Origin of the sequence: Paraburkholderia fungorum, from assembly GCF_046027605.1 — a bacterium.
GTDB lineage: Bacteria > Pseudomonadota > Gammaproteobacteria > Burkholderiales > Burkholderiaceae > Paraburkholderia > Paraburkholderia fungorum_F.
Genome location: NZ_JAQQEF010000018.1, coordinates 1 through 15,389 on the forward strand (window position 1 = coordinate 1; position 15,389 = coordinate 15,389).

A 15,389-nucleotide genomic window follows, 5' to 3' on the forward strand; every position below is an offset into this window, starting at 1 on the left:
AACACTAATAATCCAATAACAAATCAAGGAAAGGCCAACGCCATAGACACACAGACAAACAACCGCCGCACGAGCAACCAAATCAAGGAAAGGCCAACGCCCTAGGCAAACAAACAACCGCCGCACGGGCAACCAAATAAAGGAAAACCCAACGCCATAGCCACACAGACGAACAAGCGCCGCGAAGGCAAAAAAAACCACCGCCGCAGGCGCCCCCCCCTCAGTGCACCGAAGAAGCCTGCCCCCCTTCAACAGCCCGCGGCCGCGTCACAGCACTAACAACAGCAAAAACAACCACATTCACAGCCAGCGCCAAAAACCCAATATTGACGTCCTTAAGAGCATCAGACAAAAACGGCATCAACTGCCCAATACTCAAATGCATCATGGTCGTCACCGCGACCACCGCAACCCCAGCAAGAATCCCGCAAAACGCGCCCTGCTTGGTCGCGCGATTGCGCGGCAGCAAACTGCAGATCACCGCCGGAAACAACTGCGTCACGAAGTTGTACCCCATCAGCAGCAATGCCACGATCGTATCCCCACCGTGCAGCGTAAAACCCACCGCCACCAGCGCCACGACCGGCACCAGAAAGCGCGCGAGTTTGGTCACCGTCGCGTCCGATGCATTGCGGCTCACCATGCCGCGATACACATCGTTGGCAAGCAGCGTCGACGCCGACGTCAGAATCATCGATCCCGGTACCAGTGCCGTCAGAATCCCCGCCGCGCCGATCACGCCGACTAACCACGGATCGAAAGTCTGCAACGACAGGCGGAACAGCGACAGGTCGATGTCGCCACCCTTCAGGCCCGGCACCTTCAGCGTCGCCGCAAACCCGACAAAGAACACGAACAGCAGAATCAGCTGATACAGCGGCAGCACCATCGCATTACGCCGGAAAATACGCTCGTCCCTCGCCGTGAAAATCGAACCGAATGTGTGTGGCCACATGAAGAAGCCCAGCGCGGTCAGGAGCACCGTCGACTGGAACCAGGTCACGCTCGATCCCTTGGCCGGGAAGGTCAGGAAGCCCGGGCGCGCGGCATCGATAGCCCGGAACATATCGCTGAAGCCGCCGTAGTAGTGCAACGGCAGATAAATGCCGAGGAACAGCACGATCGCCAGAATCAGCAGATCCTTCACCACCGAATTCCACGCCGAGCCGCGCACGCCGGACACGATCACATAAGCCGTCACCACGGCGGCACCGATCCATACCGCCGCCGTCGACGAAATCGCGCCATACGAGGCCGTCGCCACAATGATGCCGAGGCCCTTGAGTTGCAGCACGAGGTACGGAATCAGCGCCGCCACGCCGACCAGCGCGACGAGCGTGCCGAGCGCCGGGCTGTCGTACTTGCGCGCAAAGAAGTGCGGCTGCGAAACGAGACGGTGTTGTTTCGCGTAACGCCAGATCGGCGGCAGCATCCAGTACGAGATGATGTACGCCAGCGTGCCATAGGCAAGAATGTAGTAGACCGGCGCGCCTTTGCCGTAAGCAAAACCGCTGCCGCCGAGGAAGGTGAAAGTCGTGTAGATTTCGCCCGCCATCAGCAGGAACACGAACGCGGTGCCGAAACTGCGGCCGCCCACGGTCCACTGTTCGAGATTCATGTCGTGGCCGCGCCGCGCGCGCACGCCCAGGTACAGCGCAAACAGCGTAATGGCCGCAATGATGACGAGTGCGCTCATGGCCGGGCCTCCTCGCCGTCTGCGGCGAGTTCACGATTGGTGGGATCCAGACGGTAGACGATCGCCATGATGATCGAACTCAACACCACCCACATGACGATCCAGGCAAGCACGAATGGCATGCCGAGCACCAGCGGCTCGACACGATTTACAAATGGGACGCCGAGCAGTATGCCGACGAACGGCAGCGCGGCGAGTACACGAAGCAACATAGGGACAACTCCTCAAACCGGTAGGTACGTCTCGTTGAAAGTGCAGCTTCGCTGGGGACTGTATGCCGGATGCTTCTATTGCGTAAAGTAAGTCAAAAAAGTGTAGGCTTTCTGAAAGTTGCGCGCGCATCTTTCGGCACCGCTCTGCTGCGGTGCAGCGCCGCGCGCGGCTTGCGTGGCCAGCGTTTTTTCGAATCTGCATGCCGCGCCACGCTATCATCTGACCCACGCAACGCGAGCACCACTCTGGACAACCCGAAGGCGTCCAGCAATTCAACTCAGCGCGCCGCGCCGGGGGGCCGTCAGTCGATCGGCCCGCCCGAGCCGCCGCCCGAAACGGATCGCATATGGTCGAAAGCCTGATCTCGGATATCCTGTTTGGCTTCACCGGGTTGATCAGCATCATCAACCCAATCGGCATGGCCTTCGTTTTTCTCGACCGGACCGCATCGCTCACTACGGAAGACCGTACCGCGCTTGCCAAGAAAATCGCCTTCAACGTCATGTGCGTGATGCTCGTCGCCTTCTTTGTCGGTACCCCGATTCTCCATTTCTTCGGCATTTCCATGCAGGCCTTGCGGATCGGCGGGGGCCTCGCGGTCGCGGTCGGCGGCTGGCAGATGCTCAACGCGCCGGACACGCAGCCCGCCGAACAGCCGGCCGTCAAGCGCGTGGACTCGGATAACGCGATGTCGAAGGCGTTTTTCCCCCTCACCATTCCGCTCACCACCGGGCCGGGTTCGATCGCCACCGCCATCGCGCTGACCGCGAACCGCACCCATAAGCTCTCGGCGTTCGTGCTGTCGAGCGTCGCTTCGGTGGTGATCTCGATCCTGGTAGCGGCAACCGTCTACCTCATCTATAGCCGCGCGGTGGTTTTCGCCAAATATCTGGGCGTGGACGGCACCAAGGTCGCGATGCGCGTCTCGTCATTTCTGCTGCTGTGCATCGGCGTGCAGATTATCCTGACCGGTTTTTCGGAGTTCCTGATCCCCATCGCCCAGATGCAACCCGTGGTCAAATAGCGAACGGCGGCGGGCGGCTGTTCGAGGTTGCACGAGATTCGTCACCCATCGCGTCGCGACAGGAGAAAAGTTCATGTGCCGCTGGCTCGCTTATACCGGTAACCCGCTTCAACTCGAAACGGTGCTGTTCAACGCCAGACACTCGTTGATCGACCAGAGTCTGCACTCGCGGCTCGGCCACACCACCACGAACGGCGATGGCTTCGGCATCGGCTGGTACGGTCAGCCGACCGATATTCCGTTTCGCTACCGCTGCATTCAGCCCGCATGGAGCGACCGCAATCTGCGCGAAGCCGCGCGGGCGATCCGCGCGCCGCTGTTCGTCGCGCACGTGCGCGCGGCGACCGACACGCCGTCGCAGGAAACCAACTGTCATCCATTCCGCCATGGCCGCTGGCTCTTCGCGCATAACGGGCTGGTGCGCGACTATCCGAAGGTGCGGCGCGACCTGATGCTGGCGATCGATCCCGAACTGTTTCCGTCCATCGAAGGCTCGACGGATTCCGAGGTGCTGTTTTTTCTCGCGCTGACTTTCGGCCTCGAGCTGGCGCCGGTTACCGCGATAGAGCGAATGGTTGGCTTCGTCGAGGACATTGGCCGCAAACACGGTGTCGCTGAGCCGCTGAACATGACCGTTTGCGCAACCGACGGCGAACAGATCGTCGCGGTGCGTTATTCGAGCGAAGGGCAGTCGCGCTCGCTTTTCCACAGTACCTCGTTCCGGCATCTGCGCGAGCTATATCCGGACGACCCACGCATCGCGGCGGCCGGCGAGGACGCCTTCCTGGTGTTGTCGGAGCCGCTCGCGGATTTGCCGGGCTGGTGGGAGGAGATACCCGAGGGCACGGCCGTGGTCGCGCGGGGCGGCGAGATCGAGCAGTATTCGTTCGAACCCAAGTTGATGTAGCGCCGCATCAACGGCGTGCGCTAGCTGGAGATGACGTCGAATGCGTTCGATGCCGTCATGACGCGCGGGTTAGCGCGTGAGCAGCATGGAGCTCAGCACCGAGAACACCGTCGACGGTAATTCGGCAAGGCGGCTCACCACGACGTTGTGGGGATAGAAATCCTCGACCGCATCGGTCAGGACGCCGATGCCCACCAGTTCGATGCCGCGTTTCTGTATCGCCGCGACGCGTTCGCGCAAATCGCTGCGCAACACCTGCGGATCGCCGTCGCCGGTCGACGGATAGCCGTCCGAGAACACGATCAGGATGCGCCGCTCGGCCTGATGATCCGCGAGCCGCGTCGCGGCCCAGGCCAGCGCCTCGCCGTCCGGATTCTCGTGACCGCAATCGATCTCGGCGATCCCGCTCAGATCGATCGCGCCAAAGCGTTTGTAGACTTTCAGATCGAGCCGCTCGACGAAGCGGTTATAGCGCCCCAAATCCGCGCCGGCCGCCCGTTGGCGCTCATAGAGCTGCTTCATCGGCGCGGACTCGAGCGAGCAATAGCCGAGCACTTCGCAGTCGAATGACAATTGCGTCAGCGCATCGCACAGCGCGCTCGCGCAGAGCCGCGCGAGTTCGATCTTGCGCCCGGCCATCGAACCACTGCGATCGATCAGCAAGCTCACGGCGACGTCGCGCCCCTTGGCCGCGCGCTGCGTGCGAAACGGCGTGCGGTAGCCAGGCGACGTCGCGAGCTTCGCGAGCGAGGTGCGGTCGATCTCCCCGCGTTCCTGTTCGCGGCGCCAACGGGTGCGCTCGTCGGCGCTCAGCGCGCGTTCGAGTTTTTCCTTGAGCGGTGCGGTATCCGCACGGGCCTGCGCGCGCAGTTCGCGCCAGCTCGTGCTGTCGCCCTGGCCGGTCAGGTCGGTGATTTCGTCGAATTCGGTGGCGAGCGGAATCGAGAGCAGCCTGCGAGCTGAGTTGGCCGCCGCGCGTGCTTCGCCTTCGGAGCGGGCCGACGGTTGCTGCGCATCGGCTAGCGACCGCCCCATGCCCACCGCATTGTCCGCTTGCGCGCCACCGCTTTGGTCGGACGGTGGCGAGGCCGCGCTGTCCTGGTCGGGCAGGGTGGTGTCGTCATCGCTGAGCGGCTCGGACGAAGAAGGCGCGGTTTCCGTATCGATGTCTTCGACCGGATCCGCGGTGAACACCATGCTGTTGACATCGCCCGCCGACAAAGCCCGCACGCGCGCCACCAGGGCTTGCGCCGCGGCGATGCTATGCGCCGTCGAACGGCTGCTGCGCGCCTCGTCCAGCACATCCTGCGCGGCGTGCAGCGCGGCCAGCAGTGAATGGCTCGCTTCGGTCGAGCCGGGTTGCTCGTCCCACAGCGCGCGCTCCACCAGCCACACCAGCCGGTCGCGCCAGTGCAGCTTCGGCCAGCGTTGCCGCGCGTGCTCAGCGGCATGCACACGCAGTTTGCCGATGAACCAGCGCGCGCCCGGATATTCATCGAGCAATTGTGCGCACACGCGGCGGTCTTCGATCACCTGCGCGAGATTTGACGCGACGCCGCGCGGCAGCGCGTCGATCTGCGCGAGCGACGAATGCTTGGCGCGCGCCACCAGCAGATCCAGATAACCGATCAGCACATCGCGCTCGACGCCGCCGCTCAACTCATAGTCGGGAATCACGATGCGCCCGGGCTCCACCCGCGGCCCGTCCGGACTGAAGGCGACCGTCACGCCGTATTGCCCGGTCAGCACGCGCGCCACTTTGCTGAGCGTCGATTCGAACGCGAAGCCTCGCGTGTCGCGCGCTGCATGCAATGTGTGCCTGGCGTTCATGGTGCCTGTCGTGCTCAATGGGTTCGCTGGCCGCGTCAGCCGGCCGGCGCGATGTGATGGCGAACGATGCCGCGAATCAGCGCCGCGTCTTCCGGACTGACCTTCGCGTAGATCGCGGGACCGGCGGCGCGTTCGGGGTCGCCGGTGCGCAGCATCAGCTCGGCCCAGTCGAGCAGGCGCCGCGTCGAGAACGCGCTCGACAGGTCTTCGCGGGCGAATGCCGCGCGGCAGTCGGCGGCAATCGCGGCGAGGGTGGTGGCGAGCGCGCGTGTCATATGCGGGGCGAGGGTGCCCATCAGCACGTCGGCTTCTTCTGCGGGCGTCAGATAGTCGAGCAGGTAGACGCGCCAGCGATCGAGAAACGCCTCGTTCATCAGATTCGCGCCCTGATACAGATGACGGAACTGGCTCATCGCACCGACCGCATTGGCCGTGGCGAACAGCCTGAACGCGGGATGCGGCGCGACGATTTCATTGCCTTTTTCTTTCAGCACGAGGCGGCCGTGCGGTTCGAGCACGGCGGTGAGCGCGGCGAGAATCGACGGTTCGGCGAAGTCGATTTCGTCGACGATCAACCACAAGCCTTCGCGCATGGCCGTGGGCAGTACACCGTCCACCCAGATCGTCTCGCCACCCTTGACCGTCCAGAAACCGACAAAATCGCCCACGGTGGTTTGCCCATTCATATTCGAGCGCAACACACCGTGATGCGAGCGCGCGGCGACCTGTTCGATCAGGCTGGTCTTGCCGGCGCCGGTGTGGCCGATCAGCATGACGCGCCGGTTCTCGACGATATCCTCGACGATGTCGTTAAAGCGTTCGGAGAACAGATAGGCGGGATTGATGCGCGGCACGAGCGGATTGTCGACGCCGCAAGGCACGTCGACATGACCGATGCGCACGGTTTCGGCTGTGCCCTCGCTCTGCGCACGGCTCTTCGCCGCCGAGGCTCGCGCCGCGACACGCTGCAACTCCGGCATGAACGCCACCCGTTCGGCCGCGCCCGCTTCGAGCGTGGCGTCGGGCGTATCGATCGCGAAGCCTTCGCGGCGCCACTTCTTCAGCTTGGCGCGCAGATTTTCCCCGTCGACCACCAGATCGATATCGACCGATCCGGTGCCGTTGCTGTCATCGATGCCGTGCTCCAGCCGATAGTTTTCAGGCCGGTCCGCCAGGCTGACGCGCCACCATTCCGCGCCGTGTTCGGTCGCGCGTTGGTACAGGCCCAGGTGTTCGTCTTCGGTCAATTCTGGCGCGTTCATGGCGAGTGGCAAAGGTTGAATGGTCAGATAACAAATAATGCTTTTCGATTTGGCTGAGGCCGAATGACCGTCTATCTTATCGTGAGTACCTTTCGATCGCCCGGCAGGATTTCGTCGAGGCGCGCTGCGGTCGTTTTGATTCATGGGCAACCGGCTATGTCCACCTCTCCATAGACGAGACTCACGGCAAAACAATGAGACTACATACAAAATTAATGGCCACCCTGGCGGTGGCAAGTCCTCTGGCATACGGTCAAACCAGCGTGGAGTTATACGGCCGTCTCGACGGCGGCGTGGAATACCTGAATCACATCAACAACGGCGCGGGTGGCAGCTCGACTCGCTGGAGTGCTGAGGGCGGCGATTGGGGCACCAGTATGCTGGGCTTCAAAGGCAATGAAGATCTGGGCGGCGGCCTGAATGCGATCTTCAACCTCGAAACCGGTTTGCAGATCATGAACGGCACGACCGGTGGCGGACGGCTGTGGTCACGGCGTGCCTTCGTCGGTCTGAAGAGCGACCAGTGGGGCACGCTGCAGGCCGGGCGCAATCTGTTCATCGATAGCGACGGCGTGTGGGAGTTCGACCCGTTCGTGCAGCAGGCATTTTCGTCGGCGTCACTCGTGCGTGGGCGCAACTGGCAGCAGACCAGCAACAACGTCGAGTATCACAGCCCGGTGTTGTGGGGCTTCGACGTGCAGGCGCAATATGCGCTCGGCAATCAGCCGGGCGCGTTCAACAGCGGTGCGGCGGGCGAGTTCGGCCGCTCGGACGGCATCATGCTGACGTATCACTCACCGCTCTTCGACGTGCGCGGCATCTATGATGAACTGCGCGATAACAATGGCCGTTTTAGCAACATCTTCCAGGCGTCGCGTGAATATTTCGTCGGCGCCAACGTGCATTTCGACGCGGTGAAGATCCAGGGCGCCTATACGCACTACGCGGCGCCGGACTCGCCGGCGGGCGTGGCGGACAGCGCCGATCACTACTGGCTCGGCGCCACCTACACCTTCCGGCCGGCCTGGGCGGTCACGGCGGGTGGCTATTACATCAAGGTCGGCGACGGCGGCGGCGATGCCGCGCACGACCCGTCCGGTCACGCGATGATGTACGTGCTCGGCACCACCTATAACCTTTCGAAGCGCACCTTCCTGTATGGCACGGTGGGTTATGTGCGCAACGGCAGCAACTCGAATTTCTCGCTTGAAGCGTCGCCGCGCGATGCCGCGAATAACACGAGTCCGCTTGCGGGTGAATCGCAAACCGGTGCGTATGTGGGGATGCTGCATCAGTTTTGAGGGGGAGGTGCCGCAGCCTCCTCAACCGCCGCCACCTTACGCAACCGCACCGGAATCGACTTCGACGCCGGCACCTGACTCGATTTCGCGTGATGCGAGAGGGGGATCAGCCGGTTGCATTCCGGGTAGTAGCCCATGATGCAACCTCGCGGAATATCAAAAGCATGCACGCGCATGCCATCCACTTCGCGCGTCACGCCGTCGTTCGACACGGTCGAGATGCACACCGCGTCGCCCTCGGCAAATCCGAGACGCATCAAGTCGTCCTGATGCATCAGCAGCACCTCGCGCGTGCCGTACACGCCGCGAAAGCGGTCGTCCAGCGTATAGACGGTCGTATTGAACTGGCTGTCGCCGCGCGTCGTCATCAGGCGCAGCACATCGGGACCGGTCGCCGGCATGTCCGCATCTTCATCGAGCGTCTCGGGCACGATGAAATTGGCCTTGCCGTTCTCCGTTTTCCATTCGCGTCTGCAGGCCGGCAACGGCCGGTGAAAACCGCCAGGCTGCCTGAAGCGCTGGTTGAAATCGCGGAACTGATCGGGATAAGTGCGCTCGATGGCGTCGCGCACCCGTGCATAGTCGCCGACCCACGCATCCCAGTCCACCTTCGGATTGCCGGGCAATAGCGCCTTGGCGATGCCGGCAACGATTGCCGGTTCCGACAACAGCATGTCCCCGGCAGGCTCGGCCATCCCGTGCGAGCCGTGCACACACGCCGTACTGTCCTCCACACTGACCCATTGCTCACCGCTCGCTTGCGCATCGATTTCAATACGCCCAAGGCACGGCAGCAGGTACGCAACTTCGCCGTGCAGCAGATGGCTACGGTTGAGTTTGGTGGCGATCTGCACGGTGAGCCTGAGCTGCCGCCACGCCGGATCCATCACGTGATGATCGGGGATCGCCACCTGAAAATTCCCGCCCAGGCCAATGAACGCTTTGACCTTGCCGTCGAGCACGCCCCGGCATGCTTCGACGGTGCTCATGCCTTTCTCACGCGGCGGCTCGAAGCCGTAGAGTTCTTTCAGTTTGTCGAGCGGCGCGAGTTCGGGCTTTTCAGTAATGCCAACCGTGCGCTGTCCTTGCACATTCGAATGACCGCGAATCGGACAGATGCCGGCGCCGGGCCGGCCAATATTGCCGCGCAGTAGCAGGAGGTTCGACAGCATCTGCACGTTATGCACGCCGCTGCGATGCTGCGTGATTCCCATGCCGTACAGCACCATCGCGGCGTTCGCGTGCGCGTAGACCCGTGCCGCTGCTTCAAGCGCCACGCGCGTGAGTTGCGAGTGGCGTTCGATCTCTTCCCACGTTGTCGCCCGCATGGATTCGGCGAACGCCTCGAAGCCGTGCGTATGTTCGGCGATAAAGCCCGCATCGAGCACCCGCTGCGTACCGTCGCGTTGCGCTTCGTCGTCCCATTCGATCAGCAGTTTGCATAGTCCGGCTATCGCCGCCGCGTCACCGCCGATCTTCACCTGATGGTATTGCGTGCTGATCTGCGTTTCCTTCGAGGTGAGCATTTCAACCGGTGACTGCGGATTGGCGAAGCTGACGAGTCCGCGTTCCCTGAGTGGATTGAAAGTGATGATTTCCACGCCGCGCTTACGCGCATCCTGCAACTGATGCAACATGCGCGGCGCGTTCGTGCCGGTGTTGTGGCCGAAGAACAGCATGCAATCCGTGTGTTCGAAGTCCTCGAGTTGCACGGTGCCGACCGGCGCGCCGATGCTCTTCGGCAAGCCGACAGAAGTGCTTTCGTGACACATGTTCGAGCTGTCGGGCAGATTGTTGGTGCCGTACATGCGGGCGAGCAGCGCATACATGTACGAGGTTTCCAGCGACGCACGGCCCGATGCATAGAACACCGCTTCGTTTGGGTCGAGCGCGCGCAGTTCTGCGCCGATTTCGGCGAATGCCTGTTGCCACGTGGTGGGCACGTAACGATCGGTGGCAGCGTCCCAGCGCATCGGTGCGGTCAAGCGGCCGCGCGATTCCAGTTCGAGGCCGCTCCACGATTGAAGCTCACTCACGGTATGGGCGGCGAAGAAGTCATTGTCGATGCGCTTGTTGGTGATTTCCCACGCGGTGGCCTTTGCGCCGTTTTCGCAAAACTCAAACAGATGCGGGTCCGCCGGCTTGGCCCACGAACAACTCACGCACGCAAAGCCGTCCGCCTTGTTCTGATGCGAGAGGATGCGGCTGCCGTTCAAGGCGACATGTTCCTGCACGAGGATCGCCGCGACCGCCTTGACCGACCCCCAGCCGCCCGCGGGGTGGCGGTATGGCTTGATGGGCGCGGTGTCGGCGTCGGGCGCCGTCGTAGGTTCGGTGATGTCTTCGGTACTCATGCTGGCTCCTGGCGCGTCGATCCGGTTGGATCTCATCGGTTTGCACCAGCCGTGCGCAATTCCCGGACCAGCGTCTTAATTTGCGCTTACAACGCGTTGAGCCCGTTCAGTCAGTAAGCGGCAGGTCGCAAGCTCGCATCGTGTGCAGATGCTTATTCGGGCGCTGAGCGCTCTGGCCTGCCCGAGGTTCTGAGCGGGCTTCGCCGCTGCCTGCCTCGTGTGGAACAGGTATTGCTCGACGTCGGCACGCGCTGGCTGCCGCTACGGCATCCGCCGGCGCAAGACGACACCGGAATTGACGCACCCACGGTGCAGGGATAAGGGAAAGAACATGGCGCGACATAAGGCCGACGTTGCTGACGACGACTTCGAGATTTACGCCAGCTATCACGGAACAGGCGACGGCCGTTACGTAGGTGGACTGAAGGTCGTCAGAAAAGCTGACAGACGGATTCTGTTTCCATTCGACGGCGCACCGGAGATCGGCCCCTACGCGACCGCCGACGAGGCACGTCGCGCCGCGATCGACTACGGTCGAGAGATCGTGGCCGCGGATCGCGCAGCCCCGGAAAAGTAACTAGCGCAAAAGCGCCGGGCCCTCTGCGACGCCGTGCCTAAAGCCCGACGCAGTCTTTAAACCCATTTAAATCAGTTCGCCCCGCCGCGCGGGCGCGGCGTCACAACACGTCTGAAGCGATACTGCCGCACCCAGCCTCAAGGCATCCCACCGAGCGACGGCGAAATGGTGCTGCCGCGGCTCGGATCGTCCGGCTGCTCGTCCGGCACCGTGGGACGCACCGCCACTGGCGGATGGTTCCGGTAGCAGCTATCGATCGACGTATCGGCCAGGCAGCGCTGGAAAGCATCGGCGTCGGTCGTCTGAGAGAAGGTGTACAGGGTTCGTTCAACTTGCACTTCGGTATCCGAAACGCGAATCGTCGTGATCGTCATGACGCTCTCCTTTTTACAAAAAAATGGTCCGGGCCTTCCGCCTCGATGCCGCAACGGCCGTGCCCACGTGCGCGTGCCGGGCTGGCAATCGGACTCATGATGGAGAGGGACCAGTTGTTGCTGCATCCCCTGATGTAGCCGACTTTAAGGAGCGCATCATGCAGGACGGCAAACCCGAAGGCCCCAACGCAGAACGCGAAGCAGCGGACCGTAAAGCACGCAGCAAGCCGAGCGGCACCCACTACGTCGAGCCCAGTCCGCTCGGAATCGAGCCGGTAGCACAAACCGAGGTCGCCGCGCAGACCAATCCGCAGCGTTCGAGCGAGCGTCCAAAGCAAACCGCCGAAGTCCCACTGGGCACCGGTACGCATGCCGAGCCGCCGGGCGGCGGCGGTCGCGAGTCACAAGCGAAGAAGTGACGTGGAGCGCAATCCACGCGGCCAACCGAGCACGCGAACTCAAGCGATGCGCGCACCGTGTTGTATTGCGCGCATCATGAAGCAGGACATCCAACGGAGAGACATATGCCAGAGGACAACGAGCCGCTGAATCCCGGCGACGAAGCACCGCCCGAGACACCCGGCAGCGGCGAAGACACCTGCCGGGTCTGCCACGGCACCGGCAAGGTGGAAGGCGCACGGTGCGCGATTTGCGGTGGGACGGGGAAAGTGCTGCAAGGCATTGGCGGATGATTGAACCCCACGCGCTAAACCGGGCATGGTGCTCGATACGGGAATATCGTCTTATGTTTGGAAAATTTGTTCGCGAAGGAAACGCTGCGCGCCGTGCAGTTCAGCAGCACGCGCGTGAAAAGGCGGGCGCGTTTTATGCGGCGGTGCATGGATTCCCGCATTCGACGCGTGAACAAGCAAAGGAGCTGACCATGTACAACGATTCGAAGCATGGATTCGACGCGGCTCAGACCGGGTGCGAAGCATTCATGCTGCAGCCGCACGACTGGGTGCCGAACAACCGCACGTTGCCGGTCATCCTCTACCACCGCGCACTCGCGCCGGACAGCGGCGATCTCGCCGCCGCATTCGAGATTCTGTTCGAAGGCAATGACTGGCCGCCGCAATGGCGCGACGGAATTTTCGACTATCACCATTTTCATGCGACCGCGCATGAAGTCCTTGGTGTGACTGACGGTTCCGCCGAAGTCATCGTTGGGGGGCCGGGCGGCCGCGTGGTGAAAATATCCGCGGGCGATGCCTTGCTGCTGCCCGCGGGCACGGGCCATTGCCTGCAATCGTTCGCGCGCCACTTCCAGGTGGTCGCAGGCTACCCGGCAGGCCAGCAGTGGGATATCCGCCGCGAAGCCCTGACGCCGGAGGAGCACGCGACGATGGAGGCCTTGCCGTTCCCCGCCATGGATCCGATCGACGGCAAGCGTGGCCCGCTGATCGAACACTGGCTGCAGGCGGCCTGATTGCAGCGGAAAGTCCCGATTGCGCCAGCTTTTGAGTGAACGCAAAACCGCAAGCTTCTTGAAAGAACCGTCTCCCATCATCAGTGGAAGCTGATGCAACGCGCAGTCCAACGCGGTGCGGATGTAAAGCGCCGTGCAGATTTGCGCGCATCGGCGCATCATCGTTAGGCCTCGCGGTCTTCATGTGTCGTTCCACGCTCGTCCAGACGAACACCGGTCGCCGGCCACGCCGTCCTGGTGCGTCCCGGCGATATCTCCCACCGCCGAACAAGGAGTGTCCCCATGCAAAACGATCCCGCCCTCGATCAGCTGTGCATCAACACGATTCGCACGCTATCGATGGACGCTGTGCAAAAGGCCAATTCCGGTCACCCCGGCACGCCGATGGCACTGGCACCGGTTGCCTATCATCTGTGGCAAAACCACCTTCGCTATGACCCGGACGAGCCGCTGTGGCCCAACCGCGACCGCTTCGTGCTCTCGGTGGGGCACGCCTCGATGCTGCTGTACTCGCTGCTGCATCTGGCGAGCGTAAAGGCCGTGGACGATGACGGCAAACCGACCGGTTCACCCGCCGTGTCGCTGGATGACATCGAACATTTTCGCCAGATCGACAGCAAGACGCCGGGACACCCTGAATACCGCATGACCACCGGTGTGGAGACGACCACCGGGCCGCTCGGCCAGGGGCTGGGCAATAGCGTCGGCATGGCGATGGCGGCACGCTGGTACGAAAGCCACTTCAACAAGCCCGATGCGCCGCTGTTCGATTACCGCGTCTACGCACTCTGCGGCGATGGCGACATGATGGAAGGCATCTCGCACGAAGCGGCCTCGCTCGCGGGGCATCTGAAGCTATCGAATCTGATCTGGATCTACGACAGCAACCGCGTGACGATTGAAGGCCACACTGATCTCGCGTACAGCGACGACGTGGAGAGCCGCTTTCGCGGTTACAACTGGCACACGCTGCATGTGAACGACGCGAACGACGCGGCCGCGCTCGAAGCCGCCTTCGTCGAAGCAAAAAGCATTACCGACAGGCCGACGCTAATCGTGGTCCACAGCATCATCGGCTGGGGCGCGCCGCATAAGCAGGACACCTCCGCCGCGCATGGCGAGCCGCTCGGTGTCGAAGAAGTGGCGCTGGCCAAGAAGTTCTATGGCTGGCCCGAAGACAAGTTTTTCTATGTGCCGGACGGTGTGCATGAACGCTTCGCGCAAGGCATCGGCGCGCGCGGCAAGACAGCGCGCGAAGAATGGCAGGCGAAGTACGACGCGTACAACAAGCAATACCCGGAACTGTCCCGCCAATTCGCACAGATGGAAGCGCATGAATTGCCGGCGGGCTGGGACAGCGACATTCCCACCTTCGATGCCGACCCGAAGGGCGTCGCCACGCGCGAATCGTCGGGCAAGGTGCTCAACGCGATTGCCGCGCGCGTGCCATGGATGATCGGCGGTGCGGCCGATCTCTCGCCGTCCACTAAAACAAATCTGAAATTCGAGGGCGCGGGCAGCTTCGAGCACGACAACTATGGCGGGGTCAACCTGCACTTCGGCATTCGCGAACACGGCATGGGCGCGGCCGTCAACGGCCTCGCGTTGTCGAATCTGCGGCCATTCGGTTCGACGTTCCTGATTTTCAGCGACTACATGAAGCCGCCGATCCGCCTCTCGGCGATCATGGAAGTGCCGGCCATCTACGTATTCACGCACGATTCGATCGGCGTCGGCGAAGATGGTCCGACCCATCAGCCGATCGAGCAACTGGCTTCGCTGCGCGGCGTGCCGGGCTTGACCGTGCTGCGTCCGGGCGACGCGAACGAAGTCGCGCAGGCATGGCGCGTGGCGATGTCGCATCCGCGGCGGCCGTCGTGCATTGTCGTGTCGCGTCAGGCGTTACCGACCCTGGACCGCACGCGCTATGCGTCGGCCGAGGGGGTGCAGAAGGGCGGCTATGTGCTCGCCGATGCAGAAGGACAGAAGCCCGAGGTGATCCTGCTTGCCACGGGTAGTGAACTGTCACTGGTCGTCGACGTGTATGAGAAGCTCAAGAGCGAAGGGATCGCGGCACGGGTGGTGTCGATGCCGTCGTGGGATATCTTCGAGCGCCAGGACGAGGCGTATCAGGACTCCGTGCTGCCCTCCGACGTGGATGCGCGCGTCGCGGTCGAACAGGCGGCGTCGCTCGGTTGGGACCGCTATGTCGGGCGGCTCGGCGCCCAGGTGGTGATGCATACGTTCGGTGCGTCCGCGCCGCTCTCCGATCTGAAGAAGAAGTTCGGCTTCACGCCGGAACGCGTGTATGAAGCGGCGAAGCAGCAGATTGCTCGAGTGAAGGGCAAGCGCAGCCAGGAGTAGAAACAGGGCGTCTGCGCGATCGAGACGCTGTGGATAGTGAAGAAGCCGGCGGCGTGAT

At 62.7% G+C, this 15,389-nt stretch carries 14 protein-coding genes; 8 read left to right on the forward strand and 6 right to left on the reverse strand.

The annotated features are described in order from the left end of the window. Positions 1 to 220: 220 nt before the first annotated feature. Positions 221 to 1,696: a sodium:solute symporter family protein gene (locus PQR53_RS25860; protein WP_408460335.1), complete on the reverse strand. Its 1,476-nt coding sequence runs from the start codon at positions 1,694 to 1,696 to the stop codon at positions 221 to 223. Then, entirely contained in the window at positions 1,693 to 1,908 is a 216-nt protein-coding gene (locus PQR53_RS25865) for a DUF3311 domain-containing protein (protein ID WP_408460338.1), read from the reverse strand. Before PQR53_RS25865 ends, PQR53_RS25860 begins: the two co-directional genes overlap by 4 nt. A 347-nt stretch (positions 1,909 to 2,255) precedes the next feature. Here PQR53_RS25865 and PQR53_RS25870 point away from each other — a divergent pair, with 347 nt between their 5' ends. After that, positions 2,256 to 2,933 carry a MarC family protein gene (locus PQR53_RS25870; RefSeq protein WP_408460341.1) on the forward strand — a complete coding sequence of 226 codons (678 nt, stop codon included), beginning with the start codon at positions 2,256 to 2,258 and terminating at the stop codon, positions 2,931 to 2,933. Positions 2,934 to 3,006: 73 nt separating this feature from the next. Then, positions 3,007 to 3,840, forward strand: a complete 834-nt coding sequence (locus PQR53_RS25875) for a class II glutamine amidotransferase (protein ID WP_408460344.1) — start codon at positions 3,007 to 3,009, stop codon at positions 3,838 to 3,840. Between the two features lie 69 nt (positions 3,841 to 3,909). Here the strand turns inward: PQR53_RS25875 and PQR53_RS25880 are convergent, their stop codons facing one another. Both PQR53_RS25880 and PQR53_RS25885 read right to left on the reverse strand, forming a co-directional pair. After that, positions 3,910 to 5,670: a cobaltochelatase CobT-related protein gene (locus tag PQR53_RS25880; protein ID WP_408460347.1), complete on the reverse strand. Its 1,761-nt coding sequence runs from the start codon at positions 5,668 to 5,670 to the stop codon at positions 3,910 to 3,912. 35 nt (positions 5,671 to 5,705) lie between these two features. Then, positions 5,706 to 6,932, reverse strand: a complete 1,227-nt coding sequence (locus tag PQR53_RS25885; protein WP_408460350.1) for an AAA family ATPase — start codon at positions 6,930 to 6,932, stop codon at positions 5,706 to 5,708. A 194-nt stretch (positions 6,933 to 7,126) separates the two neighbouring features. Here PQR53_RS25885 and PQR53_RS25890 point away from each other — a divergent pair, with 194 nt between their 5' ends. Further along, positions 7,127 to 8,233: a porin gene (locus PQR53_RS25890; RefSeq protein ID WP_494471273.1), complete on the forward strand. Its 1,107-nt coding sequence runs from the start codon at positions 7,127 to 7,129 to the stop codon at positions 8,231 to 8,233. Here the strand turns inward: PQR53_RS25890 and PQR53_RS25895 are convergent. After that, positions 8,224 to 10,587 (reverse strand): FdhF/YdeP family oxidoreductase, encoded by a 2,364-nt coding sequence (locus tag PQR53_RS25895; RefSeq protein WP_408460353.1) that lies wholly within the window; start codon positions 10,585 to 10,587, stop codon positions 8,224 to 8,226. The genes PQR53_RS25890 and PQR53_RS25895 overlap by 10 nt on opposite strands. Positions 10,588 to 10,918: 331 nt before the next feature. Between PQR53_RS25895 and PQR53_RS25900 the strand changes: the two genes are divergently transcribed. After that, positions 10,919 to 11,164, forward strand: coding sequence for a DUF6723 family protein (locus PQR53_RS25900; protein ID WP_325044486.1), 246 nt, complete (start codon positions 10,919 to 10,921; stop codon positions 11,162 to 11,164). A 137-nt stretch (positions 11,165 to 11,301) separates the two neighbouring features. Here PQR53_RS25900 and PQR53_RS25905 read toward each other — a convergent pair whose 3' ends face one another. Beyond that, positions 11,302 to 11,538 carry a hypothetical protein gene (locus PQR53_RS25905; protein WP_408460356.1) on the reverse strand — a complete coding sequence of 79 codons (237 nt, stop codon included), beginning with the start codon at positions 11,536 to 11,538 and terminating at the stop codon, positions 11,302 to 11,304. Positions 11,539 to 11,696: 158 nt separating this feature from the next. Between PQR53_RS25905 and PQR53_RS25910 the strand changes: the two genes are divergently transcribed. The 4 genes from PQR53_RS25910 (at position 11,697) to tkt (ending at position 15,331) form a co-directional block, all read left to right on the forward strand. Beyond that, positions 11,697 to 11,957 (forward strand): hypothetical protein, encoded by a 261-nt coding sequence (locus tag PQR53_RS25910; RefSeq protein WP_408460358.1) that lies wholly within the window; start codon positions 11,697 to 11,699, stop codon positions 11,955 to 11,957. A 105-nt stretch (positions 11,958 to 12,062) separates the two neighbouring features. Further along, positions 12,063 to 12,230: a hypothetical protein gene (locus PQR53_RS25915; RefSeq protein ID WP_408460361.1), complete on the forward strand. Its 168-nt coding sequence runs from the start codon at positions 12,063 to 12,065 to the stop codon at positions 12,228 to 12,230. A gap of 191 nt (positions 12,231 to 12,421) precedes the next feature. After that, positions 12,422 to 12,967: a cupin domain-containing protein gene (locus PQR53_RS25920; RefSeq protein ID WP_408460364.1), complete on the forward strand. Its 546-nt coding sequence runs from the start codon at positions 12,422 to 12,424 to the stop codon at positions 12,965 to 12,967. 282 nt (positions 12,968 to 13,249) lie between these two features. Then, positions 13,250 to 15,331: a transketolase gene (tkt, locus tag PQR53_RS25925; RefSeq protein ID WP_408460366.1), complete on the forward strand. Its 2,082-nt coding sequence runs from the start codon at positions 13,250 to 13,252 to the stop codon at positions 15,329 to 15,331. Positions 15,332 to 15,389: the final 58 nt, after the last annotated feature.